General features: G+C 59.7%; 27 protein-coding genes. 25 read left to right on the top strand and 2 right to left on the bottom strand.

The window, feature by feature from the left end; translation table 11 throughout:
* Positions 1-10 precede the first annotated feature (10 nt).
* The 4 genes from yajC (at position 11) to A462_RS05645 (ending at position 3,876) form a co-directional block, all read left to right on the top strand.
* Complete coding sequence (gene yajC, locus A462_RS05630) at positions 11-349, top strand: preprotein translocase subunit YajC (RefSeq protein WP_003175975.1); 339 nt, start codon at positions 11-13, stop codon at positions 347-349.
* Between the two features lie 62 nt (positions 350-411).
* The gene (gene secD, locus A462_RS05635) at positions 412-2,280 is read left to right on the top strand and encodes a protein translocase subunit SecD (RefSeq protein ID WP_003210312.1); all 1,869 of its coding nucleotides are present in this window, start codon (positions 412-414) and stop codon (positions 2,278-2,280) included.
* A 9-nt stretch (positions 2,281-2,289) separates the two neighbouring features.
* Positions 2,290-3,204, top strand: a complete 915-nt coding sequence (secF, locus tag A462_RS05640; RefSeq protein WP_008438292.1) for a protein translocase subunit SecF — start codon at positions 2,290-2,292, stop codon at positions 3,202-3,204.
* Between the two features lie 123 nt (positions 3,205-3,327).
* Positions 3,328-3,876 carry a glycine zipper 2TM domain-containing protein gene (locus A462_RS05645; RefSeq protein ID WP_003210309.1) on the top strand — a complete coding sequence of 183 codons (549 nt, stop codon included), beginning with the start codon at positions 3,328-3,330 and terminating at the stop codon, positions 3,874-3,876.
* Between the two features lie 51 nt (positions 3,877-3,927).
* Here the strand turns inward: A462_RS05645 and suhB are convergent, their stop codons facing one another.
* Positions 3,928-4,743, bottom strand: a complete 816-nt coding sequence (gene suhB / locus A462_RS05650; RefSeq protein ID WP_003175971.1) for a type III secretion system regulator SuhB — start codon at positions 4,741-4,743, stop codon at positions 3,928-3,930.
* Positions 4,744-4,888: 145 nt separating this feature from the next.
* Here suhB and trmJ point away from each other — a divergent pair, with 145 nt between their 5' ends.
* The 21 genes from trmJ to A462_RS05755 all read left to right on the top strand — a co-directional run bounded on the left by trmJ (position 4,889) and on the right by A462_RS05755 (position 23,710).
* On the top strand, positions 4,889-5,659 hold the full coding sequence (gene trmJ, locus A462_RS05655) for a tRNA (cytosine(32)/uridine(32)-2'-O)-methyltransferase TrmJ (protein ID WP_003210307.1): 771 nt from the start codon (positions 4,889-4,891) through the stop codon (positions 5,657-5,659).
* A gap of 2 nt (positions 5,660-5,661) precedes the next feature.
* Positions 5,662-6,447 carry a serine O-acetyltransferase gene (gene cysE / locus A462_RS05660; protein WP_008438291.1) on the top strand — a complete coding sequence of 262 codons (786 nt, stop codon included), beginning with the start codon at positions 5,662-5,664 and terminating at the stop codon, positions 6,445-6,447.
* Positions 6,448-6,749: 302 nt separating this feature from the next.
* A complete protein-coding gene (gene iscR, locus A462_RS05665; protein WP_003210305.1) occupies positions 6,750-7,241 on the top strand; it encodes a Fe-S cluster assembly transcriptional regulator IscR in 492 nt (163 codons plus the stop codon).
* A gap of 50 nt (positions 7,242-7,291) precedes the next feature.
* Entirely contained in the window at positions 7,292-8,506 is a 1,215-nt protein-coding gene (locus A462_RS05670; RefSeq protein ID WP_008438290.1) for an IscS subfamily cysteine desulfurase, read from the top strand.
* A gap of 102 nt (positions 8,507-8,608) precedes the next feature.
* Entirely contained in the window at positions 8,609-8,995 is a 387-nt protein-coding gene (gene iscU / locus A462_RS05675) for a Fe-S cluster assembly scaffold IscU (RefSeq protein WP_003209682.1), read from the top strand.
* Between the two features lie 28 nt (positions 8,996-9,023).
* A complete protein-coding gene (gene iscA / locus A462_RS05680; RefSeq protein WP_003209680.1) occupies positions 9,024-9,347 on the top strand; it encodes an iron-sulfur cluster assembly protein IscA in 324 nt (107 codons plus the stop codon).
* An 8-nt stretch (positions 9,348-9,355) separates the two neighbouring features.
* Positions 9,356-9,877, top strand: coding sequence for a co-chaperone HscB (gene hscB / locus A462_RS05685; RefSeq protein WP_008438289.1), 522 nt, complete (start codon positions 9,356-9,358; stop codon positions 9,875-9,877).
* 51 nt (positions 9,878-9,928) lie between these two features.
* On the top strand, positions 9,929-11,791 hold the full coding sequence (gene hscA, locus A462_RS05690) for a Fe-S protein assembly chaperone HscA (RefSeq protein WP_008438287.1): 1,863 nt from the start codon (positions 9,929-9,931) through the stop codon (positions 11,789-11,791).
* Between the two features lie 3 nt (positions 11,792-11,794).
* Entirely contained in the window at positions 11,795-12,136 is a 342-nt protein-coding gene (gene fdx / locus A462_RS05695; protein ID WP_003209674.1) for an ISC system 2Fe-2S type ferredoxin, read from the top strand.
* A 14-nt stretch (positions 12,137-12,150) separates the two neighbouring features.
* Complete coding sequence (gene iscX, locus A462_RS05700) at positions 12,151-12,351, top strand: Fe-S cluster assembly protein IscX (protein ID WP_003209673.1); 201 nt, start codon at positions 12,151-12,153, stop codon at positions 12,349-12,351.
* Positions 12,352-12,443: 92 nt separating this feature from the next.
* Positions 12,444-12,869, top strand: coding sequence for a nucleoside-diphosphate kinase (gene ndk / locus A462_RS05705; protein ID WP_003175956.1), 426 nt, complete (start codon positions 12,444-12,446; stop codon positions 12,867-12,869).
* Positions 12,870-12,899: 30 nt separating this feature from the next.
* On the top strand, positions 12,900-14,048 hold the full coding sequence (gene rlmN / locus A462_RS05710) for a 23S rRNA (adenine(2503)-C(2))-methyltransferase RlmN (RefSeq protein ID WP_003209670.1): 1,149 nt from the start codon (positions 12,900-12,902) through the stop codon (positions 14,046-14,048).
* Between the two features lie 12 nt (positions 14,049-14,060).
* Positions 14,061-14,819 (top strand): type IV pilus biogenesis/stability protein PilW, encoded by a 759-nt coding sequence (gene pilW, locus A462_RS05715; RefSeq protein ID WP_008438284.1) that lies wholly within the window; start codon positions 14,061-14,063, stop codon positions 14,817-14,819.
* Positions 14,819-15,811, top strand: a complete 993-nt coding sequence (locus A462_RS05720) for a RodZ domain-containing protein (RefSeq protein WP_008438282.1) — start codon at positions 14,819-14,821, stop codon at positions 15,809-15,811. The genes pilW and A462_RS05720 overlap by 1 nt, the downstream gene beginning before the upstream one ends.
* Positions 15,812-15,815: 4 nt before the next feature.
* The gene (ispG, locus tag A462_RS05725; protein ID WP_003209666.1) at positions 15,816-16,925 is read left to right on the top strand and encodes a flavodoxin-dependent (E)-4-hydroxy-3-methylbut-2-enyl-diphosphate synthase; all 1,110 of its coding nucleotides are present in this window, start codon (positions 15,816-15,818) and stop codon (positions 16,923-16,925) included.
* Between the two features lie 23 nt (positions 16,926-16,948).
* Positions 16,949-18,238: a histidine--tRNA ligase gene (hisS, locus tag A462_RS05730; RefSeq protein ID WP_003209664.1), complete on the top strand. Its 1,290-nt coding sequence runs from the start codon at positions 16,949-16,951 to the stop codon at positions 18,236-18,238.
* A gap of 40 nt (positions 18,239-18,278) precedes the next feature.
* Positions 18,279-18,920, top strand: a complete 642-nt coding sequence (locus A462_RS05735; RefSeq protein ID WP_003209663.1) for a YfgM family protein — start codon at positions 18,279-18,281, stop codon at positions 18,918-18,920.
* On the top strand, positions 18,913-20,064 hold the full coding sequence (bamB, locus tag A462_RS05740) for an outer membrane protein assembly factor BamB (protein ID WP_003209662.1): 1,152 nt from the start codon (positions 18,913-18,915) through the stop codon (positions 20,062-20,064). The genes A462_RS05735 and bamB overlap by 8 nt, the downstream gene beginning before the upstream one ends.
* A gap of 139 nt (positions 20,065-20,203) precedes the next feature.
* Entirely contained in the window at positions 20,204-21,673 is a 1,470-nt protein-coding gene (gene der, locus A462_RS05745) for a ribosome biogenesis GTPase Der (RefSeq protein WP_003209661.1), read from the top strand.
* 109 nt (positions 21,674-21,782) lie between these two features.
* The gene (locus A462_RS05750) at positions 21,783-22,931 is read left to right on the top strand and encodes a pyridoxal phosphate-dependent aminotransferase (protein WP_008438276.1); all 1,149 of its coding nucleotides are present in this window, start codon (positions 21,783-21,785) and stop codon (positions 22,929-22,931) included.
* Positions 22,919-23,710 (top strand): amidohydrolase, encoded by a 792-nt coding sequence (locus A462_RS05755; protein ID WP_008438274.1) that lies wholly within the window; start codon positions 22,919-22,921, stop codon positions 23,708-23,710. Before A462_RS05750 ends, A462_RS05755 begins: the two co-directional genes overlap by 13 nt.
* A 193-nt stretch (positions 23,711-23,903) precedes the next feature.
* Here the strand turns inward: A462_RS05755 and leuA are convergent, their stop codons facing one another.
* On the bottom strand, positions 23,904-25,583 hold the full coding sequence (leuA, locus tag A462_RS05760) for a 2-isopropylmalate synthase (protein ID WP_003209657.1): 1,680 nt from the start codon (positions 25,581-25,583) through the stop codon (positions 23,904-23,906).
* Positions 25,584-25,765: the final 182 nt, after the last annotated feature.

Below are 25,765 nucleotides of genomic sequence, written 5' to 3'. Positions count from 1 at the left end.
GGAGTGCTAAATGAGCTTTTTTATCTCTAATGCCATGGCTGATGCCGCTGCACCGGCCGCTGCCGGTCCTATGGGCGGTGGTTTTGAGTGGATTTTCCTGGTCGGCTTCCTGGTCATCTTCTACCTGATGATCTGGCGTCCACAGGCCAAGCGCGCCAAAGAGCAGAAGAACCTGCTGGGCAGCTTGCAGAAAGGCGACGAAGTCGTGACCACTGGCGGCATCGCCGGCAAGATCACTAAAGTGTCCGACGCTTTCGTGGTTCTGGAAGTCTCCGACACCGTAGAAATGAAGTTCCAGAAGGGCGCCATCGCTGCCACGCTGCCAAAAGGCACGCTCAAAGCGATCTAAGTAACAACCTTTACCAATCGACGGGGCGCGCAAGGCGCCCCGCGTTATAAGCGGGCGGCGTGATGCTGAACAAATACCCTCTGTGGAAATACGTACTGATCCTGGCGGTGCTGGCGATCGGTTTTATTTATTCCGCTCCCAATCTCTATCCTGATGACCCGGCTATCCAGATCACTGGCGCCAGCACTGCGCTGCAGGTCAATCAGGCTGATCTGGACCGTGCGAGCAAAGCGCTCACCGACGCGGGTATCCAGGTTAAAGCGGCAAGTTTGGCTGCTGATGCGAAGGGCGGCTTGTTGCGCCTGACCAAGCAAGAAGACCAATTGCCGGCAAAAGACGTTGTGCGCAAGGTCATGGGTGATGACTACGTCGTCGCACTGAACCTGGCACAGACCACGCCAAAATGGCTGCGCGCGATCGGCGCACACCCGATGAAGCTGGGTCTGGACTTGTCCGGTGGTGTGCACTTCCTGCTGGAAGTGGACATGGACAAGGCCCTCGACGCTCGCCTGAAAGTCTACGAAGGCGATGTGAAGAGCCTGCTGCGTAAAGAGCGCCTGCGTTATCGCAGCCTGCCGCAGCTCAACGGTGCCATCCAGCTGGGCTTTGCTGACGAAGCAACCCGCGAACAGGCCCGTGCGCTGATCCGCAAGAACTTCAACGATTTCGACATTGTTCCGGCCGACCTCAATGGTCAGGCGGTACTGCGTCTGGCGATGACCCCGGCCAAGCTGGCGGAAATCCGTGAATACTCGATCAAGCAGAACTTGACCACGGTACGTAACCGCGTCAACGAGCTGGGTGTGGCCGAGCCGATCGTTCAGCGCCAGGGTGCCAACCGCATCGTGGTTGAACTGCCGGGCGTGCAGGACACCGCTGAAGCCAAGCGTATCCTGGGTAAAACAGCCAACCTGGAATTCCGCCTGGCGGCTGAGCCGGGTGCTACCCGTGCTACTGCAGAAGAGTTCGAGTTCCGTGAAGGCAATCGTCCACCTGCACTGATCGAGCGTGGCTTGATCATTACGGGTGACCAGGTGACCGACGCCAAGGCTGGTTTCGGCGAGCACGGTACGCCTGAAGTGAACATTCGCCTGGATGGCCACGGCGGCGAACTGATGAGCCGCGCAACCCGCAGCAACGTCGGTCGCAGCATGGCGGTGATCTTCATCGAGCAGCGTCCTGTCACCACCTACACCAAGCAAGTGGTCGACGGCGTCGAGAAAGACGTACCGGTACAGACCTTTAAAGAAGAGAAGAAGATCATCAGCCTGGCGACCATCCAGTCGCCGCTGGGTGCTCAATTCCGCATCACCGGCCTGAACGGCCAGGGTGAGTCATCCGAACTGGCGCTGCTGCTGCGTGCCGGTGGCCTGGCCGCCCCGATGTACTTCGCTGAAGAACGTACCATCGGCCCGAGCCTGGGTGCTGACAACATCACCAAGGGTATCGACGCTGCACTGTGGGGCATGCTGTTCGTCTCCCTGTTCATCATCGCCATCTATCGCTTCTTCGGCGTCATCGCCACCGTCGCGCTGGCGGGCAACATGGTGATGCTGCTGGCCCTGATGTCGCTGCTGGGTGCAACGCTGACCCTGCCAGGTATCGCCGGTATCGTACTCACCATGGGTATGGCGGTTGACGCCAACGTACTGATCTTCTCGCGGATTCGTGAAGAGATTGCTGCGGGCATGACCGTGCAACGGGCAATCAACGAAGGCTTCGGCCGGGCATTTACTGCAATTCTCGACTCCAACCTGACCACCCTGTTGGTCGGCGGGATTCTCTTTGCCATGGGCACCGGCCCGGTCAAAGGTTTTGCGGTGACCATGTCCCTCGGTATCTTTACCTCGATGTTCACGGCCATCATGGTGACCCGCGCAATGGTCAACCTGATCTTTGGCGGACGTGACTTCAAGAAGTTGTGGATTTAAGGGGCTGCCATGTTACGTACAATCAACTTCATGGGCGTTCGCAACGTTGCGTTCGGCTTCACCATGCTCCTTACCGTTCTGGCGTTGTTCAGCTGGTTCCATAAGGGCCTGAACTACGGTCTGGACTTCACCGGCGGTACGCTCATCGAGCTGACCTACGAGAAGCCGGCCGACGTTAGCCTGGTGCGCAACGAGCTGGTCAAGGCCGGCTATCACGAAGCCATCGTCCAGAGCTTTGGTGCAACCACTGACCTGCTGGTGCGTATGCCGGGCGAAGACCCGCAACTGGGTCACCAGGTAGCCGAGGCCTTGCAGAAGGTCGGCGGCGACAACCTGGCGTCGGTCAAGCGCGTCGAGTTCGTGGGCCCGCAGGTAGGTGAAGAACTGCGCGACCAGGGCGGCCTCGGCATGCTGATGGCGCTGGTCGGCATCATGATCTACCTGGCTTTCCGCTTTCAGTGGAAGTTCGGTGTCGGCGCCATTGTGTCGCTGATCCACGACGTGATCGTGACCGTGGGTATCCTGGCCTACTTCCAGATCACCTTCGATCTGACGGTATTGGCGGCGGTGCTGGCAATCATTGGCTACTCCCTCAACGACACCATCGTGGTATTCGACCGGGTTCGTGAGAACTTCCGGGTGCTGCGCAAGGCGACGTTGATCGAGAACATCAACATCTCCACCACCCAGACCCTGCTGCGCACCATGGCGACTTCGATCTCCACCTTGCTGGCGATTGCCGCACTGATGGTGTTCGGTGGCGACAACCTGTGGGGCTTCTCGCTGTCGCTGTTCATCGGCGTGCTGGCGGGTACCTACTCGTCGATCTACATCGCCAACGTGGTACTGATCTGGCTGAACCTCAACAGCGAAGACTTGATCCCTCCTGCCAGCACCGGCAAGGAGGTCGACGACCGCCCTTGATGGGTGATTGTTGATCTGCTGTTACAAATAAGGCGCGAGTATTGAACTCGCGCCTTTTTTTTTGCTCCAAGGCTGGGTATAGCGCGGATCGTTCGGTCCGTTTGTGATGGTCAGGAGGTTCACGTGAACAAGTCGTTACTGGTTGGTGCGGTATTGGGTGCTGTCGGTGTGACTGCCGGGGGTGCTGTTGCCACCTACAGCCTGGTAAAAAGCGGCCCTGAGTATGCGCAAGTGCTGGCGGTGCAGCCGGTGAAAACCCAGATTAAAACCCCGCGTGAAGTCTGCAAGGATGTTGCCGTAACCCGGCAGAAACCTGTGCAGGATCAGCATCAAATCGTCGGTACGGTGGTCGGTGCGCTGGCGGGCGGCCTGTTGGGTAATCAGGTCGGCGGCGGTAATGGCAAGAAGCTGGCCACCGTGGCCGGTGCGGTCGGTGGCGGTTACGCTGGTAACAAGGTTCAGGAAGGCATGCAGAACCGCGATACCTACACCACCACGCAAACTCGTTGTAATACCGTTAATGACATCAGCGACAAGGTTGTCGGGTACGACGTACGTTACACCCTGGACGGCAAGGAAGGCTCCGTGCGCATGGATCGTGATCCAGGCAACCAGATCCCCGTCGACAAGGAAGGGCGCCTGGTTATCGGTCAGAACCAGCCGCAGCAGTAATCCCAGGTATAAAAAAAGCACCCCGAGGGGTGCTTTTTTGTGCTCGCTCGCTTAGCGCTTCAGCGAAGCCGGCAGGTGCGGCTGGATCGCCGTCAGGACTGCCTTGAAGCATTTGGTGTTGCCGGCAACCACGTGACCCTTCTCCAGGAAGTCGTGACCACCGGTGAAGTCGCTCACCAGGCCGCCCGCTTCTTGAATCAGCAGTGCGCCTGCAGCCATGTCCCACTCGGACAGGCCCGACTCCCAGAACGCATCAAAACGACCGGCAGCGACATACGCCAGGTCCAGGCTGGCTGCGCCGGCGCGACGGATGCCGGCGGTCTGGCCAACCAGGGCGCGGAACATGCCCAGGTAGTTTTCCAGGTTGTCCATCTGGTCGTCACGGAATGGGAAGCCGGTACCCAGCAGGGCGCCGTCGAGGCTGGTGCGACCGCTGACGCGCAGGCGGCGACCGTTCAACTGGGCGCCACGGCCACGGCTGGCGGTGAATTCTTCCTGGCGAACCGGGTCCAGCACAACGGCGTGTTCCAGGCGGCCACGGTATTTGCAGGCAATGCTCACGGCAAAGTGCGGGATACCGCGCAGGAAGTTGGTGGTGCCATCCAGTGGGTCGATGATCCACAGGTAGTCTTCGCCTTCGCCGCTACCTTTGTGCAGGCCGGTTTCTTCACCGAGGATGCCGTGGGTAGGGTAGGCCTTGCGCAGCGCGTCGATGATTTTCTGCTCGGCGGCGCGATCCACCTCGGATACGTAATCCTTGGCGTCTTTTTCGTCGACCTTGATGGTATCCAGGCGCTCGATGGAGCGGAAGATCAATTCACTGGCGCTGCGGGCGGCGCGCAGCGCGATATTCAGCATGGGCTGCATGGATGTGTCACCTAAGGTTGTTAAAGAAAGCCGAGCATTCTAGCAGAAACTTTCTTCAGGTGAAGGACGACGTTACCTTTCATGGCATAACCTTAGGCTGTTCTGTAAGATTTGCTCCCCTTTCCCGTGTCCGAGAGCGCCTCCCTTGCTGCAAAACATCCGTGTCGTCCTCGTCAATACCAGTCATCCCGGCAATATCGGCGGCGTGGCGCGAGCCATGAAGAACATGGGGCTGACGCGCCTGGTGCTGGTGGAGCCGCGGGTGTTCCCGCACCACGAGGCCGATGCGCGCGCGTCCGGCGCCAATGACATCCTCGAAAAAGCCCAGGTCGTTGCCACCCTGGAAGACGCCCTGGTCGGCTGCAACCTGGTGCTCGGCACCAGCGCTCGCGACCGTCGCATCCCCTGGCCGCTGCTGGATCCTCGCGAATGCGGGACCAAAGTCGTGGAAGAGGCCGCCGGCGGCGCAGAAATCGCCTTGGTATTCGGCCGTGAAGACTCCGGCCTGACCAATGAAGAGCTGCAGCGATGTCATTATCACGTGCACATCCCATCAGACCCCGAGTTCAGTTCGCTGAACCTCGGGGCAGCGGTGCAGGTGTTGAGCTATGAAGTGCGCATGGCCTGGCTGGCCGCTGAAGGCCAGCCAAGCAAGGTTGAAAAGGACGAGGTTGCATCGACCAAGAGTGGCGAACTGGCCACCATGGACGAGCTTGAGCGGTTCTATGAGCACCTGGAGCAAACCCTGGTGGCCATCGAATTCCTCGATCCGGAAAAACCGCGGCACTTGATGGCGCGTCTGCGCCGGCTATACGGACGCAGCTCGGTCAGCCGGGCAGAAATGAATATATTGCGTGGCATCCTCACGGAAACCCAGAAAGCGGCCCGTGGCGAGCTTCTTAAGCGGAAGGATTAAAAATGTTCGAGCGTTTGCGAGAAGATATCCAGAGTGTTTTCCACCGTGACCCGGCGGCGCGCAACGCCTTTGAAGTGCTGACCTGCTACCCGGGCATGCACGCGATCTGGATCCATCGCCTGTCCGGCGCCTTGTGGGGCATGGGCTGGAAATGGCTGGCGCGGCTGGTGTCGAACTTCGGCCGTTGGTTGACCGGGATTGAGATTCATCCGGGCGCCAAGGTCGGCCGTCGTTTCTTTATCGACCACGGCATGGGCATCGTTATTGGCGAGACCGCCGAGATTGGTGATGACGTGACCCTGTACCAGGGCGTGACCCTGGGTGGCACAACCTGGAACAAAGGCAAGCGCCACCCTACGCTGGAAGATGGCGTTGTAGTCGGGGCGGGCGCGAAGGTGCTCGGTCCGTTTACCGTCGGTGCGGGCGCCAAGGTCGGCTCCAATGCTGTGGTGACCAAGGCTGTACCGCCTGGCGCAACGGTTGTCGGCATTCCCGGGCGGATCATCGTCAAGCCGGAAGTGGGTGATGAGCAGGAAGCCAAGCGCAAGGCCATGGCCGAGAAGATCGGCTTCGATGCCTATGGCGTCAGCGAAGACATGCCTGACCCGGTAGCGCGTGCCATCGGTCAGTTGCTGGATCACCTGCAAGCGGTGGACGGCAAGCTGGACGGTATGTGCGGCGCCCTGAAAGACCTCGGCAGCAGCTACTGCGCCAAGGATCTGCCTGAGCTGCGCAAGGAAGACTTTGCCGAGATCAAGGACGAAAGTGCCGCCACCAAGGCTGGCTGAAGTCTCGCAATCACTGCAAAACCCATGTGGGAGCGGGCTTGCTCGCGAAAGCTGCGCGTCAGTCACCGAATATATTGACTGAATCACCGCATTCGCGAGCAAGCCCGCTCCCACATTTTGACCTTCATTAGTCCCGAATTCCCGCTTGGCCCTGTTCCCGCTGGTCCATCCCGTCCCGCCCTGCTATGATTCGCGCGCCCTTTTTACGGGTATTCCTGACTAAAGTACTAGGTCTTATAGTTGACTTAAATACTCGGGAATCGCATACTTGCTCCCATTCTGAAACACCTTGGTACTTGTCCATGAGACTGACTACAAAAGGCCGATACGCGGTGACCGCCATGCTTGACCTGGCCTTGCACGCGCAAAATGGGCCGGTGTCCCTGGCCGATATCTCCGAGCGCCAAGGCATTTCCCTGTCCTACCTCGAGCAGTTGTTCGCCAAGTTGCGCCGCAGCAATCTGGTTTCCAGCGTTCGTGGTCCAGGCGGCGGCTATCAATTGTCCCGCGACATGCAGGGCATCCAGGTCGCCCAGGTGATCGACGCGGTGAATGAATCCGTCGATGCCACCAAATGCCAGGGGCTGGGTGATTGCCACGCTGGTGACACCTGCCTCACGCACCACTTGTGGTGTGACCTGAGCCTGCAGATCCATGAGTTTTTGAGTGGTATCAGCTTGGCTGATCTTGTGACTCGCCGTGAGGTGCAAGAAGTAGCCCAGCGTCAGGACCAGCGCCGTTGCAACACCAAGGCGCCGCGTCTGGACAAGATTGAAGCGTCCGCCGTCGAGTGACAGCCGAAGAGCTAACGGCACGCCAGCCAGCCTGATTTAGGAGAAAGTCCATGAAATTGCCGATTTACCTTGATTACTCAGCGACCACCCCGGTTGATCCGCGTGTCGCGCAAAAGATGAGCGAATGCCTGCTGGTTGACGGAAACTTCGGTAACCCGGCGTCCCGTTCCCACGTTTTCGGCTGGAAAGCTGAAGAGGCAGTGGAAAACGCTCGTCGCCAGGTCGCTGACCTGGTGAATGCCGACCCACGTGAAATCGTCTGGACCTCCGGTGCAACCGAGTCCGACAACCTGGCAATCAAGGGTGCGGCGCATTTCTACGCGACCAAAGGCAAACACCTGATCACCACCAAGATTGAGCACAAGGCTGTCCTCGACACCATGCGCCAACTGGAGCGTGAAGGTTTTGAGGTTACCTACCTTGAGCCAACCACCGACGGTATCGTGACCCCTGCGATGATCGAAGCCGCGATGCGTGAAGACACCATCCTGGTTTCCGTGATCCACGTGAACAACGAAATCGGCACCATCAACGACATCGCCGCCATCGGCGAGCTGACCCGCTCCAAGGGCGTGTTGCTGCACGTCGACGCTGCTCAGTCCACCGGCAAGGTCGATATCGACCTGTCGAAACTGAAAGTCGACCTGATGTCGTTCTCTGCCCACAAGACCTACGGCCCTAAAGGCATCGGCGCCCTCTACGTGAGCCGCAAGCCTCGCGTACGTATCGAAGCCACCATGCACGGCGGCGGTCACGAGCGCGGCATGCGTTCGGGCACCCTGGCGACCCACCAGATCGTCGGCATCGGCGAAGCGTTCCGTGTGGCCAAGGAAGACATGGCTGCCGAAAACGTGCGCATCAAGGCCCTGAGCGATCGCTTCTACAAGCAGGTCGAGCACCTTGAAGAGCTGTACATCAACGGCAGCATGACCGCCCGTGTACCGCACAACCTGAATTTGAGCTTCAACTACGTCGAAGGCGAGTCGCTGATCATGGCGCTCAAGGACCTGGCGGTTTCGTCCGGCTCGGCCTGCACCTCGGCTTCCCTTGAGCCGTCTTACGTCCTGCGCGCCCTGGGCCGCAACGACGAACTGGCTCACAGCTCGATCCGCTTTACATTCGGCCGTTTCACCACCGAAGAAGAAGTCGACTACGCCGCGCAGAAAGTCTGCGAGGCCGTCACCAAGCTGCGTACCTTGTCCCCGCTGTGGGACATGTACAAGGACGGTGTCGACATTTCCAAGATCGAGTGGGCGGCACACTAAATATAGAAGCCGCCACCCAAAAGGCTCTGTAAAGACGTGGCGGAAAACGCAGGCGTGTTTACAGGGCTCCAGAGCGGCCCTGATGAGTGAGGATTCAGTACCATGGCTTACAGCGAAAAGGTCATCGACCACTACGAAAACCCGCGCAACGTCGGCAAGATGAACGCGGAAGACCCTGATGTCGGCACCGGCATGGTCGGCGCTCCGGCGTGCGGCGACGTTATGCGCCTGCAGATCAAGGTCAACGAAGCTGGCGTTATCGAAGACGCCAAGTTCAAGACCTACGGTTGCGGTTCGGCCATCGCCTCCAGCTCCCTGGCGACCGAATGGATGAAAGGCAAGACCCTGGATGAGGCTGTGACTATCAGCAACACCCAGCTGGCCGAAGAACTGGCCTTGCCGCCAGTGAAAATCCACTGCTCGGTACTCGCGGAAGACGCCATCAAGGCGGCCGTTCGCGACTACAAGCAGAAGAAAGGCTTGATCTAAGCAATTTGGCGACGAGTAAGGAGTCACGATGGCTATCAGCATGACAGAAGCGGCTGCGCAGCACATTCGCCGCTCCCTGAATGGGCGCGGTAAAGGTGAGGGGATTCGTCTGGGTGTTCGCACCACGGGCTGTTCCGGCCTTGCCTACGTGCTGGAGTTTGTCGACGAGGTGGTCGAGGAAGATCAGGTGTTCGAGAGTCACGGCGAAAAGGTGATCATCGACCCGAAAAGCCTGACCTACCTGGACGGCACCGAACTCGATTTCGTCAAGGAAGGGTTGAACGAAGGCTTCAAGTTCAACAACCCCAACGTACGCGGTGAATGTGGCTGCGGCGAAAGCTTCAACATCTGAGGCTGATTGTGGGTACTCCTTGTCATTTCGCTTTGTTCGAGCTGCAGCCGAGTTTTCGACTGGACCTTGAACAGCTTGCCACGCGCTACCGTGAACTGGCGCGTGGGGTGCATCCGGACCGCTTCGCTGACGCTTCCGAGCGTGAGCAACGCCTGGCGCTGGAGCAATCAGCCAGCCTCAACGAAGCCTATCAGACGCTCAAGAACCCTCCCAAACGCGCGCGCTACCTGCTCGCCATGGGCGGTCGCGAGCTGCCGCTTGAAGTCACGGTCCAGGACCCTGATTTCCTGATGCAGCAGATGCAATGGCGCGAGGAGCTTGAAGAACTGCAGGACGAGGCTGATCTGGCCGGTGTCGCGGTCTTCAAGCGCCGTCTGAAAGTGGCCCAGGATGAACTCAACGAAAGCTTCGCAGCCTGTTGGGATGATGCGGCGCAACGTGAACAGGCCGAACGCCTGATGCGGCGCATGCAGTTCCTCGACAAGCTCACCTACGAAGTGCGCCAGTTAGAAGAGCGCCTCGACGATTAACCCAGTGCCGCCCAGGTTGCACGCCTGATATACAGATAAGTCCTGATTACCATGGCCCTACTGCAGATCGCCGAACCCGGTCAAAGTCCTCAACCGCACCAGCGTCGTCTGGCGGTCGGGATTGACTTGGGCACTACCAATTCGCTGGTCGCTGCATTGCGCAGCGGTCTTTCCGAGCCGCTGCCCGACGCGGATGGCCAGGTCATCCTGCCGTCTGCCGTGCGTTATCACGCTGACCGCACCGAAGTGGGCGAGTCGGCCAAGCTGGCGGCGTCTACCGATCCTTTGAATACCGTGCTGTCGGTCAAGCGCTTGATGGGTCGTGGTTTGTCCGACGTCAAGCAGCTGGGCGACCAGCTTCCATACCGCTTTGTCGGCGGTGAATCACATATGCCGTTCATCGACACGATCCAGGGCCCGAAAAGCCCGGTGGAAGTGTCGGCCGATATCCTCAAGGTCTTGCGCCAGCGCGCCGAGACCACCTTGGGTGGCGAACTGGTAGGTGCGGTGATTACTGTTCCTGCATATTTCGATGACGCTCAGCGCCAGGCCACCAAGGATGCGGCGAAACTTGCCGGCCTGAACGTGCTGCGCCTGCTCAACGAGCCGACCGCAGCCGCTGTGGCTTACGGCCTGGATCAGCACGCCGAAGGCCTGGTGGCTATTTACGACCTGGGCGGCGGTACCTTTGATATTTCGATCCTGCGCCTGACCGGCGGTGTCTTCGAAGTGTTGGCTACCGGTGGCGATACCGCCCTGGGTGGCGATGACTTCGATCACGCCATTGCTGGCTGGATCATCACCAGCGCCGGCTTGTCTGCCGACCTGGACCCGGGTGCGCAACGTAATTTGCTGCAAACTGCCTGTGCCGCCAAAGAAGCGCTGACTGACGCTGCGTCGGTTGAAGTTTCCTACGGTAGCTGGTCGGCTCAACTGACCCGCGAAGCGTTCGATTCGTTGATCGAACCGATGGTCGCCCGCAGCCTGAAAGCCTGCCGCCGCGCCGTGCGTGATTCCGGTGTCGAGCTGGAAGACGTGGTCGCCGTGGTCATGGTGGGTGGTTCGACCCGCGTGCCGCGTGTTCGTGAGGCGGTCGCTGAAGCCTTCGGCCGTCAGCCGCTGACTGAAATCGACCCGGATCAAGTGGTGGCTATCGGTGCCGCGATCCAGGCCGATACCCTCGCCGGTAACAAGCGTGATGGTGGCGAACTGCTTCTGCTTGACGTGATCCCGTTGTCCCTGGGGCTGGAAACCATGGGCGGCCTGATGGAGAAGGTGATTCCACGCAACACCACCATCCCCGTTGCCCGCGCCCAGGACTTCACCACGTACAAAGATGGTCAGACGGCCATGATGATTCATGTGCTGCAGGGCGAGCGTGAGCTGATCAGCGACTGCCGTTCCCTGGCGCGCTTCGAATTGCGCGGCATTCCGGCGATGGTGGCTGGTGCGGCGAAGATTCGCGTGACCTTCCAGGTCGACGCCGACGGCTTGCTCAGCGTTGCCGCTCGCGAACTGGCCTCCGGCGTTGAAGCCAGCATCCAGGTCAAGCCGTCCTACGGCCTGACCGACGGTGAAATCGCCAAGATGCTCAAGGATTCGTTCCAGTACGCCGGTGACGACAAGGTCGCCCGCGTGCTGCGTGAGCAGCAAGTCGACGCCCAGCGCCTGCTCGAAGCGGTGCAGGGCGCCCTGGAAGCTGACGGCGAACGTCTGCTGGATGCCGAAGAGCGCATGGTCATCGACCTGCAAATGCAGGAACTGGCTGAATTGATGAAAGGCACCGATGGTTACGCCATCGAGCAACAGACCAAGCTCCTGTCGCAAGTGACCGATGCCTTTGCCGCCCGTCGTATGGACCAGACGGTAAAAGCCGCCCTGGCGGGCCGCAACTTGAATGAACTTGAGGATTAACTGATGCCGCAGATCATTTTTCTGCCACACGCCGAGCATTGCCCGGACGGTATGGTTGTGGAGGCTGAGACCGGCAAGTCCATTCTCGAAGTCGCTCACGATAACCACATCGAGATCGAAAGCGCCTGCGGCGGCGTTAACGCCTGTACCACGTGCCATTGCATCATCCGCGAAGGTTTCAATAGCCTGGAAGAGGCTGATGAGCTGGAAGAGGACTATCTTGATAGGGCGTGGGGCCTTGAGCCGACGTCGCGATTGAGCTGTCAGGCAAAAGTGGGAACAGAAGACCTCACCGTCGAGATTCCGAAGTATTCGCTCAACCATGCCGCCGAAGCGCCGCATTGATTCAAGGAAATGTCATGAGCCTGAAATGGGTTGATGTACAAGAAATCGCTATACAACTTGCTGAAGCTCACCCGGATGTCGATCCTCTGTCGGTGAACTTCGTCAAGTTGCGCAACCTGGTGATGCAGCTGCCGGAATTTGACGACATCCCGGATCGGGGTGGCGAAAAGGTTCTTGAGGCGATACAAGGCCTGTGGATCGAAGAAGCAGACTGAATCGCCTTTTTACGCAGTTAGGCAATACCCAAGAACCCGCGTATAATTCGCGGGTTTAATTTTTCGCAAATTACCGTTTCTGGAGTTACACCATGGCTGTTCAACGTACTTTCTCCATCATCAAGCCTGACGCTGTTGCAAAAAACGTCATCGGCGAGATCACCACTCGTTTCGAAAAAGCCGGCCTGAAGGTTGTAGCTTCGAAACTCAAGCAACTGTCCAAAGCCGAAGCTGAAGGCTTCTACGCTGAGCACAGCGCTCGTGGTTTCTTCGGCGACCTGGTTGCCTTCATGATCTCCGGTCCTGTTGTTGTTCAGGTTCTGGAAGGCGAAAACGCTATCGCTCTGAACCGTGAGCTGATGGGCGCTACCAACCCTAAAGAAGCTGCTGCCGGCACCATCCGTGCTGACTTCGCTGAATCGATCGACGCCAACGCCGTTCACGGTTCGGACTCCGAAGCCGCTGCTGCCCGCGAAATCTCGTACTTTTTCGCTGCTACTGAAGTAACCGCTCGCTAAGCATTGGCTTAAAAGAGCGAAGGTGAATCCATGACTACATTGACTGCAAAAACCAACCTGCTGGGTCTGACTCAACAGGAAATGGAAAAATTCTTCGACTCAATCGGGGAGAAGCGTTTTCGTGCCGCTCAGGTAATGAAGTGGATTCACCATCTTGGCGTCGATGATTTCGACGCCATGACGAACGTCAGCAAGGCCCTGCGCGACAAGCTCAAGGCCATTGCCGAAGTTCGCGGCCCCGAAGTGGTCAGCGAGGACATTTCCACCGACGGCACCCGTAAGTGGGTGGTGCGCGTGGCGTCCGGCAGCTGCGTCGAGACCGTGTACATTCCCCAGGGCAAGCGCGGCACTCTGTGCGTTTCGTCCCAGGCAGGCTGTGCCCTGGACTGCAGTTTCTGCTCCACCGGCAAGCAAGGTTTCAACAGCAACCTCACCGCCGCCGAAGTCATCGGCCAGGTGTGGATTGCCAATAAATCGTTCGGCAGCATCCCGGCGACCGCCGACCGTGCCATCACCAACGTGGTGATGATGGGCATGGGCGAGCCGCTGCTGAACTTCGACAACGTTGTCGCGGCCATGCACCTGATGATGGACGACCTGGGCTACGGCATCTCCAAGCGCCGCGTGACCCTGTCGACCTCCGGCGTGGTACCGATGATCGATGAGCTGGCCAAGCACATCGACGTCTCCCTGGCGTTGTCGCTGCACGCACCGAATGACGCATTGCGTAACCAATTGGTGCCGATCAACAAGAAGTATCCGCTTAAGATGCTGCTCGAATCTTGCCAGCGCTACATGGCGACCTTGGGCGAAAAGCGTGTGTTGACCATTGAGTACACCATGCTCAAGGACATCAACGACAAGGTCGAGCACGCGGTCGAGATGATCGAGTTGCTCAAGAACGTACCGTGCAAGATCAACCTGATTCCGTTTAACCCGTTTCCCCATTCTGGCTATGAGCGGCCGAGCAACAACGCCATCCGCCGTTTCCAGGATCAACTGCACCATGCAGGCTTCAACGTCACCGTGCGCACCACCCGCGGCGAAGACATCGATGCGGCATGTGGCCAATTGGTAGGACAGGTGCTGGATCGCACCCGTCGCAGCGAACGTTATATCGCCGTGCGTGAATTGAGTGCCGCCGACGATATGCCGCAAAGCGCCGCGACTCGAACCTGAGAGAGGATCTCTATGCCCTTGCGCCTTGCGCTGCTTTTGCTTGTTGCCAGCCTCGCGGCTGGCTGTGTTTCATCGGGCCATGACAGCCCGTTGCAAACCGGCAAGGGCCGTGACGAAGCGCGCGCTGCCTATGTGCAGTTGGGCTTGGGGTACTTGCAGCAAGGGATGACCGAACAGGCCAAGGTGCCGCTGAAAAAAGCCCTCGAGCTGGATGGCAGCGACGCCGACGCCAATGCTGCGTTGGCCTTGGTGTTCCAGGCCCAGGCCGAGCCTGAATTGGCCGATCAATATTTCCACAAGGCCCTGGCCACACGCCCTGGCGACCCAAGACTGCTGAATAACTACGGCAGTTTTTTGTTTGCGCAGAAACGTTATGCCCAGGCATCCGAATATTTCCAGCAGGCTGCGGCCGATACCCTCTATCCTGAGCGTTCGCGGGTTTTCGAGAACCTGGGGGTGACCTCAATGCTTCTCGGCCAGCGCGACACCGCACGCCAGCAACTGGAAAAAGCCCTGCACCTGAACCAGCGCCAGCCACGGGCCTTGCTCGAAATGGCTGAGTTGTCCTTCGAAGACAGGCATTATGTGCCGGCACGTGACTATTACGAGCGTTTTAGCCTGCTGAGCGGGCAAAATGCACGTAGTCTATTGCTCGGTGTGCGCCTGGCGACGGTTCATGAAGAACGCGACAAGGCCGCACGTTTTGGCCAGCAACTCGAACGACTCTATCCCGGTACGCCGGAATATCAGCAATACCTGTCGGAGCAATGATGAAAGCGGCGCACCCGGAAGTTGTAGCAGCTAATCGTGGAAACCCAGGCGAGACCTTGCGTCAGGCCCGCGAAAGCAATGGTTGGTCGCTGGCAGAAGTGGCCCTCAAGCTCAATTTGACCACGACTTCATTGGGCAACCTTGAAGCTGGCGCATTCGACAAGCTGCCAGGGCACACCTTTGCCCGCGGCTATATCCGCGCCTACGCCAAGTTGCTGGGTATCGACCAGGCTGCATTGGTCCAGGAGTTCGACCAAATCACCGGTACCGATTCCCAGGGCAGCAATGTCCATGGTCTTGGCCGCATTGAAGAGCCTGTGCGGGTTTCCCACACCATTTTGCGCATTGTCAGCCTGTTGCTGCTCATCGCCGTGATCGGCGGTGGTTTTGTATGGTGGCAGGATCAGACCGCCCAGCGTGGCAAGGACTTGTCCAGCAACGCCATGGAGCACGTCGAAGTCGAAAGCGCCGACGGCACCACCCAGATTCATCCGTTGGATGAGCCGGAAGACCAGGCCGTGGCCCAGGGTCAGGCGGCGCCTGAGGCAGAACCAGGCGCCGAGCAGCCTGCGCCCGAAGCAGGTACTGCCGCCGCAGTGGCACCCGTCGCACCCGCTCCAGCGGTTGCAGTGACGCCTGCTGCTCCAGCTCATACGCCAGCAACGCCAGCAGTACCGGCGCAGGCTCCGGCAACAACGGCTCCCGTCGCCCCGGCGATTTCCGCGCCAACCACCCCGGTACTGATCGCCGGTGATGGTCGAGTCCAAATTACCTACGTCGCTGACTGCTGGACGCAAGTCTCCGATGGCAACGGCAAGGTGCTGTTCAGTGGTCTGAAGCGTAAGGGAGATACACTTGACCAGGGCGGCAAGCCTCCTTTGACGCTGCGTCTGGGCTTTGCCCGTGGCGCGCAAGTGGCCTACAACGGCCAGCCTGTGGACGTGGCGCCGTTCACCAGTGGCGAGACTGCTCGCCTCAAGTTGGGACAATAAAGTCATGCACGGCGAATCTCCAATCAAACGTCGCGTATCGCGCAAGATCTGGGTCGGCTCGGTGCCGGTGGGCGGCGATGCCCCCATCGCAGTACAAAGCATGACCAACAGCGACACCAATGATGTGGCGGCCACTGTCGCCCAGATCAACCGCCTGGAAGCGGCGGGCGTCGACATCGTGCGTGTATCCGTACCGGATATGGACGCTGCCGAAGCCTTTGGCCGCATCAAGCAACTGGTCAAGGTGCCGCTGGTCGCCGATATCCACTTCGACTACAAGATCGCGTTGCGCGTGGCCGAGTTGGGCGTCGATTGCCTGCGGATCAACCCGGGCAACATCGGTCGTGAAGACCGGGTTCGCGCCGTGGTGGATGCCGCCCGTGATCGCGGGATTCCAATTCGCATCGGCGTCAACGCCGGCTCCTTGGAAAAAGACCTGCAAAAGAAATACGGCGAGCCGACGCCGGCCGCACTGGTCGAGTCCGCGCTGCGCCACGTTGAACACCTCGAACGCCTGAATTTCCAGGACTTCAAGGTCAGCGTAAAGGCTTCCGACGTGTTCATGGCGGTAGAAGCGTACCGCCTGCTGGCCAAGGAAATCGTCCAGCCGCTGCACCTGGGTATCACCGAAGCCGGCGGTTTACGCTCAGGCACAGTGAAATCTGCGGTGGGTCTCGGTATGCTGCTGGCCGACGGGATTGGCGATACTATTCGCATCTCCCTCGCGGCAGACCCGGTAGAGGAAGTGAAAGTCGGTTACGACATTCTCAAATCCCTGCATTTGCGTTCCCGTGGCATCAACTTCATTGCCTGCCCGAGCTGCTCGCGGCAGAACTTCGACGTGGTGAAAACCATGAACGAACTGGAAGTACGCCTCGAAGACCTGCTGGTGCCGCTGGATGTCGCGGTGATCGGCTGTGTGGTCAACGGGCCGGGTGAGGCCAAAGAGGCCCATGTGGGCCTGACCGGTGGTACGCCAAACCTGATTTACATCGACGGCAAGCCGTCGCAGAAATTGACGAATGACAATCTGGTGGATGAGCTGGAACGGCTGATCCGCCAGAAAGCGGCCGAAAAGGTCGAAGCTGACGCAGCGGTTATCGCGCGCGGCTGATCGAACGAATTTAAGGATTTGATGTGAGCAAGTCTCTGCAAGCCATTCGTGGCATGAACGACATCCTGCCTGAGCAGACGCCCCTGTGGCGCTACTTCGAGGGCACTGTCGCGCGCCTGCTGGATAACTACGGTTACAAGCAGATCCGCATGCCGATCGTCGAGTTCACCGAGCTGTTCAAGCGCTCCATCGGTGAAGTGACCGACATCGTCGAAAAAGAGATGTACACCTTCGAAGACCGCAACGGTGACTCCCTGACCCTGCGTCCGGAAGGTACTGCCGCGTGTGTGCGTGCGGTACTCGAACATGGCCTCACCGGCGGTGGCCAGCCGCAGAAGCTCTGGTACATCGGCCCGATGTTCCGCCACGAGCGTCCGCAGAAAGGCCGTTATCGCCAGTTTCACCAGATCGGCCTGGAAGTCTTCAACCTCGACGGTCCGGACATCGACGCCGAGCTGATCGTGCTGACCTGGCGCCTGTGGGGCATGCTGGGCATCCGTGATGCGGTCAAGCTTGAACTCAACAGCCTGGGCACCAGCGAATCCCGGGGCCGCTACCGCGAAGCCCTGGTGGAATTCCTGTCGGCCCACCTGGACAAGCTGGACGAAGACAGCCAGCGCCGCCTGAAAACCAACCCGCTGCGGGTACTGGACACCAAGAACGCCGAGACCCAGGCCGTACTGGTGGACGCGCCGAAAATGGCCGACTACCTGGACGACGAGTCCCGTATCCACTTCGAGGGCCTCAAGGCTCGCCTGGATGCAGCCGGTATTCCTTACGTCATCAACCCGAAACTGGTGCGTGGCCTCGATTACTACAGCAAGACCGTGTTCGAGTGGGTCACCGACAAGCTCGGCGCCCAGGGCACGGTGTGTGCCGGTGGTCGTTACGACGGCCTGGTCGAGCAGATGGGCGGCAAGCCGACCACCGGCGTAGGTTTTGCCATGGGCATCGAGCGGCTGATCCTGCTGCTGGAAACCCTGGAGCAGGTTCCCGAAGAAATCTCCCGTCAGGTGGACGTGTACTTCTGTGCCTTTGGCGAGGCGGCCGAACTGGCTGCCCTGGCCCTGAGCGAGAAACTGCGCGACCAACTGCCGAACCTGCGCCTGCAAGTCAATGCCGGCGCCGGCAGCTTCAAAAGCCAGTTCAAGAAAGCCGACAAGAGCGGTGCGTTGTATGCACTGATCCTGGGTGATGATGAGTTGGCCCAGCAAGTGGTAAGTTTCAAACCCCTGCGTGGTCAGGGTGAACAACAAAGCATTGCCTTTGATGCGCTTGCAGCGCACCTGGCCACCTGCATCGTGCAGGGTTGAAGCTGTCAAACAGCCGATTTAGCGATTAAGGAGTATTGGGGTGTCGAGTACTGATGATGACCAGCTGGCCGAGTTCAAAGACTGGTGGCAGCGCAACGGCAAGCCCCTGGTCACTGGCGGCTTGCTGGCTTTAGTAGTGGTGTTCGGCTGGCAAGCCTGGCACAAGTATCAGGCTAACCAGTCGCAAGGCGCCTCGATTATCTATCAGCAACTGCTGGAAACCACGCTGACGCCAAACGGCAAGCCTGACCTGGCCCAGGTTGCAGACCTGGCCGGCAAGCTGAAGAGCGAATTCGGCGGTAGCACCTACGCGCAATACGGCAGCCTGTTCGTCGCAAAAGTTGCGGTCGACAACGGCAAGCTGGATGACGCCGCCTCCGAGCTGAAAGCCATCACCGACAAGCCGGCCAACCCGACACTGGGTGAAATCGCACGTCAGCGTCTGGCTCAGGTACTGGCGGCACAGAACAAGGCCGACGAAGCACTGAAACTGCTCGACGGCGATGCTGACAAGGCATTCCTGGCCACTCGTGAAGAGCTCAAGGGCGACCTCCTGGTCCAATTGGGTCGTACCGACGAAGCCAATGCTGCGTACCAAAAAGCCAAGGCGGCGCTGTCTGATGAAGCGGCGGTCGGTGGCTTACAAATCAAGCTCGACGACTTGGCCAAAGGGGATGCGTGACGTGATCCGTTGGAAACATGCAGCATTGCTGGCTCTGGCCGTTTTGGCCGCGGGTTGCAGCAGCAACAGCAAAAAAGAACTGCCTCCGGCCGAGCTGACCAGCTTCAAGGAAGAAGTGGTCCTGCAAAAGCAGTGGAGCCGCTCCATTGGTGACGGTCAGGGCGATCTGTACAACCTGATGGTCCCGGCGATCGACGGTGACACTATCTACGCCGCTGATTCCACCGGTGTTGTGGTCTCCATGGATCGCATGAACGGCGACGTCAAGTGGAAGAAAGACCTCGAACTGCCTGTGTCCGGCGCCGTTGGCGTGGGTTCTGGCCTGGTGATGCTCGGCACGCTGAAAGGCGACGTCGTGGCACTGGATTCGAGCACCGGTGAAGAGAAATGGCGCGCTCGCGTGACCAGTGAAGTGCTCTCGCCGCCTGCTACCAACGGTGACGTGGTTGTCGTGCAGACCCAGGATGACCGTGTGATCGGCCTCGACGCCGCCACCGGTAACCAGCGCTGGTTGTATGACAGCACGCCGGCGGTCCTGACCTTGCGCGGTACCAGCGGTCCGGTTGTGACCAGCAACCTGGCACTGGCAGGCCTGTCGACCGGTAAAGTGGTCGCCCTGGACACCCAGAACGGCGTGCCGGCCTGGGAAACCCGGGTCGCGATTCCTCAAGGTCGTTCGGAACTGGACCGCGTAGTGGACATCGACGGTGGCTTGCTGCTGTCGGGTGATACCCTTTACGTTGCTACTTATCAGGGCCGTGTTGCGGCGCTGGACGTGCAGAGCGGCCGGATCAACTGGCAGCGTGATGCTTCCAGCTACGCCGGTGTCGCCCAAGGGTTTGGCAGCGTCTACGTAAGCCTGGCGTCCGGCACCGTTGAAAGTGTCGACGAGCGTTCCACCACTGCGTTGTGGAGCAACGACTCCCTGGCCCGCCGTCAGTTGTCGGCACCGGAAGTGTTCTCCAGCTACGTGGCGGTAGGCGACTTTGAAGGTTACCTGCACCTGCTGAGCCAGGTGGACGGTCGCTTCGTGGGTCGCGAACGTATCGACAGCGACGGCCTGCGTGCCCGTCCGCTGGTGGTAGGTAACATGCTTTACGTGTATGGCAACAGCGGCAAACTGGAAGCGCTGACCATCAAGTAATGGTTTGACTATGCTTGGGGTAATTCCCAGGCGGCCCTGCTTCGGCAGGGCATGCGGCGCTTTCGAGCGCTGCCCCGAGCACCAGCCGCTGCCTTGCAGCGGCTTTTGTATTTTCTGAAATAACGAAGTGGAGAGCCGCATGGTTCCCGTAATCGCCCTGGTGGGCCGACCGAACGTCGGCAAGTCCACCTTGTTCAACCGCCTGACCAGGACTCGCGACGCCATCGTCGGCGACTTGTCCGGTCTGACCCGTGATCGCCAATACGGTGAGGCAAAGTGGCAAGGGCGCTCCTACATTATTGTCGACACCGGTGGTATCTCCGGTGACGAGCATGGCATGGACGAAAAGATGGCCGAGCAGTCGCTGCTGGCCATTGAAGAAGCTGATGTCGTGTTGTTCCTGGTGGACGCCCGCGCGGGCTACACCGCTGCAGACCAGATGATTGGCGAGCACCTGCGCAAGCGCAACAAGCGTTCCTACGTGGTGGCCAACAAGATCGACAATATCGATCCTGAAATGGCCCGCGCCGAGTTCAGCCCGATGGGCCTGGGCGATGCGATCCCGATCGCCGGTGCCCACGGTCGCGGCATCACCCAGATGCTGGAAATCGCCCTGCGCGACTTCCCGCGTGATGACGTGGATGAAGTCGAAGGCGAAGAAGAAATCGTTGCCGAAGGCGAGGAAGCCAAGCGCATTCCTGGCCCAAGCGAAAAAGACGGTATCAAGATCGCTATCATCGGCCGTCCGAACGTCGGCAAGTCGACCCTGGTCAACCGCATGCTCGGTGAAGACCGGGTAATCGTCTATGACGAGCCGGGCACCACTCGCGACAGCATCTACATCCCGTTCGAGCGTAACGACGAGAAGTACACGCTGATCGACACTGCCGGTGTGCGCAAGCGCGGCAAGATCCACGAGGAAGTTGAAAAGTTCTCCGTGGTGAAAACCCTGCAGGCGATCAAAGACGCCAACGTAGTGATCTTCGTCATGGACGCCCGCGAAGGCGTGGTAGACCACGACCTGAACTTGCTGGGCTTTGCCCTGGAAGCCGGTCGCGCCCTGGTGATTGCGATCAACAAGTGGGACGGCATGACGCCGAGCGAGCGCGACTACGTCAAGGTCGAGCTGCAGCGTCGCCTGTTCTTCGTCGAGTTTGCCGATATCCACTTTATCTCGGCACTGCACGGTACCGGCGTGGGTAACCTCTACGCCTCGGTGCAGAACTCGTTCAAGTCCGCGGTTACCCGCTGGCCGACCAACCGCCTGACCCAGATTCTTGAAGATGCGGTCAGCGAGCACGCGCCGCCGATGGTCAACAACCGTCGGATCAAGCTGCGTTACGCTCACTTGGGTGGTGCCAACCCGCCGATTATCGTGATTCACGGTAACCAGCTGGAGAAGGTGCCGAAGTCCTACGTGCGTTACCTGGAAAATACCTACCGCCGTGTCTTGAAACTGGTCGGTACGCCGATCCGTATCGAGTTCAAGGGTGGCGAGAACCCGTACGAAGGTAACAAGAACAGCCTCACCGACCGCCAGGTCAACAAAAAGCGCCGGATGATGACGCACCACAAGAAGGCCGACAAAAAGCGCCGCGACAAGCGCTGATCCTGATCGGTTGAAAAAGGGCTCTTTCGGAGCCCTTTTTTTGTGCCTGGCGGTTGACCCTTCGCGGCATGCAGCTTAAAACTTGGGGCTCACCGCAAGGGGCGCACCGATGATCACCAGCAAGCTGCCGAATGTCGGCACCACCATCTTCACCACCATGTCGCAACTCGCTGCCGAAACCGGTGCGCTCAACCTGTCCCAGGGCTTTCCCGACTTTAACGGGCCCCAGGAGTTGCTCGATGGAGTGGGCAGACACATTGCCCTGGGCCATAACCAATACGCCCCCATGACCGGCCTGCCGGTACTGCGCCAGCAAGTGGCGGCCAAGATCGCCCGCAGCTATGGCGCAACGGTGAATGCCGACAGCGAAGTGACCATCACCCCAGGCGCCACTGAAGCGATCTTCTGTGCGATCCAGGCGGTGATCCGCAGCGGTGATGAAGTCATCGTGTTCGATCCGGCCTACGACAGCTACGAGCCTTCTGTGGAACTGGCAGGCGGTCGCTGCGTACACGTGCAACTGGGCCTGGATGATTTCGCCCTGGACTTCGAGCAACTGCGCGCTGCGCTGTCGCCGCGCACCCGCATGATCATCCTCAACAGCCCGCATAACCCCACCGGTGCCCTGATCAGCCGTGCCGAGCTGGACCAGTTGGCCGAGTTGATCCGCGACCGCGACATCTACCTGGTCAGCGACGAGGTCTACGAGCACCTGGTGTTCGACGGAGTGCCCCATGTCAGCGTGCTGGCCCACGAAGAGCTGTACCAGCGCGCCTTCGTGGTCAGCTCCTTCGGCAAGACCTACCACGTCACCGGCTGGAAAACCGGCTACGTGGTTGCGCCTCCGGCCCTCAGCGCCGAGCTGCGCAAGGTGCATCAATATGTCAACTTTTGCGGCGTGACCCCGTTGCAGTACGCTTTGGCAGACTTCATGGCCGAACACCCGGAACACGTCGAGGAGCTGCCGGCTTTTTATCAAGCCAAGCGCGACCTGTTCTGCGACCTGCTGGAACCGTCGCGTTTCAGCTTTACCCGGGTGGCCGGTACCTACTTTCAATTGGTGGATTACTCACAGATTCGCCCGGACCTGGATGACGTCGCCATGTCGCTGTGGATGACCCGCGAGCATGGCGTAGCAACCATCCCGGTCTCGGTGTTCTACCAGAACCCACCGCAAGGCCAGCGCCTGGTGCGACTGTGCTTTGCCAAACGCGAGGAGACGCTGCGTCAAGCAGCCGAGAAACTATGCGTGATCTGAGTGCACTGCCCAACCTGAACATCGCCCTGGTGCAAACCACCCTGGCCTGGCACGACCGCCAGGCCAACCTGGAGCATTTTGAACTGTTGCTGGAACAGGCCAAGGGTGCCGACCTGATCGTGCTACCGGAGATGTTCACCACCGGTTTCTCGATGGAATCGGAAACCCTCGCCGAGCCTGAAAACGGCCCCACCCATCAATGGCTGCAGGCCCAGGCGAAGAAGTACAACGCGGTGATCACCGGCAGCGTGATCATCCAGGCCGCCGACCGCAGTCACCGCAACCGCCTGCTGTGGGCGCGACCGGATGGTGAGGTGTTGCACTACGACAAGCGTCACCTGTTCCGCATGGCCGGTGAGCACGACCACTACACCCCCGGCGAGCGCCAGGTGCAGTTCGAACTCAAGGGGTGGCGGATTCGTCCGTTGATCTGCTACGACCTGCGATTCCCGGTGTGGAGTCGTGACGCCCAGGACACTGACTTGCTGCTGTACACCGCCAACTGGCCGGGCGCACGTCGCCAGCACTGGAACCGTCTGCTGCCGGCACGGGCCATTGAAAACCTGTGCTACGTGGCGGCGGTGAATCGGGTGGGCACGGACGGCAAGGGCTTTGCCTACACCGGCGACAGCCAGGTCGTGGACTTCCAGGGCGAAAGCCTGCTGAGCGCAGGGGAGGCGGACGGGGTGTTCCAGGTGTGCCTGGACGCAGCGGAATTGGCGGAGTACCGCACACGCTTCCCTGCGAACCTGGATGCGGACAGCTTCGAGTTCACCTGAAGGATTTTCGCCGCCTTATAGATTGCCTTCGCGAGCAAGCCCGCTCCCACATTCGTCCTGCGCTACCTGAAAGAACGCGGTCAAAATGTGGGAGCGGGCTTGCTCGCGAAGAGGCCCTTAAAATCACCACAAATTCCAATAAAAAGGCCCCTGGATTCTCATCCCGGGGCCTTTTGCATTTCAGCGGTCAGTGTTATGCCGCTTTCGCTTCCAGCTGGCTCAACGAGCGGTTCAGCGCGCTGAACACCGCCTTGAAGCTCGCCGTGGTGATGTTTTCATCAATGCCCACGCCATGCACCGGACGCTCACCGTTCACTCGCAGCTCGATGTAGGCCGCCGCCTTGGCATTGGTGCCGGCGCCAATCGCATGTTCGTTGTAATCCATGATCTCCACACCAATCGGCAGCCCGGCCACCAGCGCTTCCAGGGCGCCGTTGCCTTTGCCGTGCCAGCGCAGGTTGGTTTCGCCCTGGCCCTTGCCGGAGACTTCAACTTCCACCGAGCTGTTGCCGTTCTCTTCCTGCAAGCGATGGCTGACCAGCGCGTAAGGAATGTTGGCTTGCAGGTATTCACGCTGCAACAAGCTGTAGATCTGCGCGGCGGTCATCTCCAGGCCCACTCGGTCGGTTTCGGCCTGTACCACCTGGCTGAACTCGATCTGCATGCGGCGCGGCAAGCTGATGCCGTATTCCTGCTCCAGCAGGTAGGCGATGCCGCCTTTGCCCGACTGGCTGTTGACGCGAATCACCGCCTCGTAGCTGCGGCCGATGTCGGCCGGGTCGATCGGCAAGTACGGCACTTCCCACAAGGCGTCGTCTTTCTGCTGGGTGAAGCCCTTGCGGATCGCGTCCTGGTGGGAGCCGGAGAAGGCGGTGTGAACCAGGTCGCCGACGTACGGGTGACGCGGGTGCACCGGGATCTGGTTGCACTCTTCGACAACTTTGCGGATGCCGTCGATGTCGGAGAAGTCCAGCTGAGGGTCGAGGCCCTGGGTGTACATGTTCAAGGCCACGGTGACCAGGTCGACGTTACCGGTACGCTCGCCGTTGCCGAACAGGCAGCCTTCGACACGGTCGGCGCCGGCCATCAGGCCCAACTCGGTGGCGGCTACGCCGGTGCCACGGTCGTTGTGGGTGTGCAGGCTGATGATCACGCTGTCGCGACGGTTGATATGACGACCGAACCACTCGATCTGGTCGGCATAGATGTTCGGGGTGGCGCACTCGACGGTGGCTGGCAGGTTGAGGATCACCTTGTGCTCAGGCGTCGGGTTCCAGACCTCGATCACCGCGTCACAGACTTCCTTGGCGAACTCAAGCTCAGTGGCGCTGAACGTCTCTGGCGAGTATTCGAAGGTCCACTGGGTTTCCGGCTGCTGGGCGGCGTATTTGACGAACAGCTTGGCCGCGTTGACCGCGATGGCCTTGATGCCGTCCTTGTCCTGGTTGAACACGATGCGGCGGAACGACGGCGAGGTGGCGTTGTACAAGTGAACGATGGCTTTCTTCGCCCCGCGCAGGGATTCGAAGGTGCGTGCGATCAAGTCTTCACGGCCCTGGGTCAGCACCTGGATGGTGGTGTCCTCGGGGATGTGATTGTCTTCGATCAGGGTGCGCACGAAGTCGAAATCGGTTTGCGACGCAGCCGGGAAGGAGGCTTCGATTTCCTTCACACCGACGGCGACCAAGGTCTTCCAGAAACGCAGCTTTTTCACCGCGTCCATCGGTTCGATCAGCGACTGGTTGCCGTCGCGCAGGTCGGAACTGCACCAGATCGGCGCGGTGGTGATGGTTTTCGAAGGCCAGGTGCGGTCCGGGATATCAATGGTCGGGAACGCGCGGTACTTCGAAGACGGGTCTTTGAGCATGCTCATCGGGAAATCCTTTGTCTAGGGGCCGAGAAAAGGCGGCCTGCCGTAAAACTGTTATTGGGGATAAAGCGGAAGACGAGGCAGATCGATTCAGCCTGGCAGTCGTGCGCTGACTAGGCACAGGCTGCGGTGCTGGCGGAGCTGAATGAGGGTGTGAGAGGTTTTCATAGGTCCAACCCTAACCG

The sequence above is a fragment of the Pseudomonas sp. Ag1 genome, from assembly GCF_000278565.1.
Lineage (GTDB): Bacteria > Pseudomonadota > Gammaproteobacteria > Pseudomonadales > Pseudomonadaceae > Aquipseudomonas.
The sequence above is the reverse complement of the archived record's forward strand: the minus strand, read 5'-3'. Positions and strand labels throughout refer to the sequence as shown.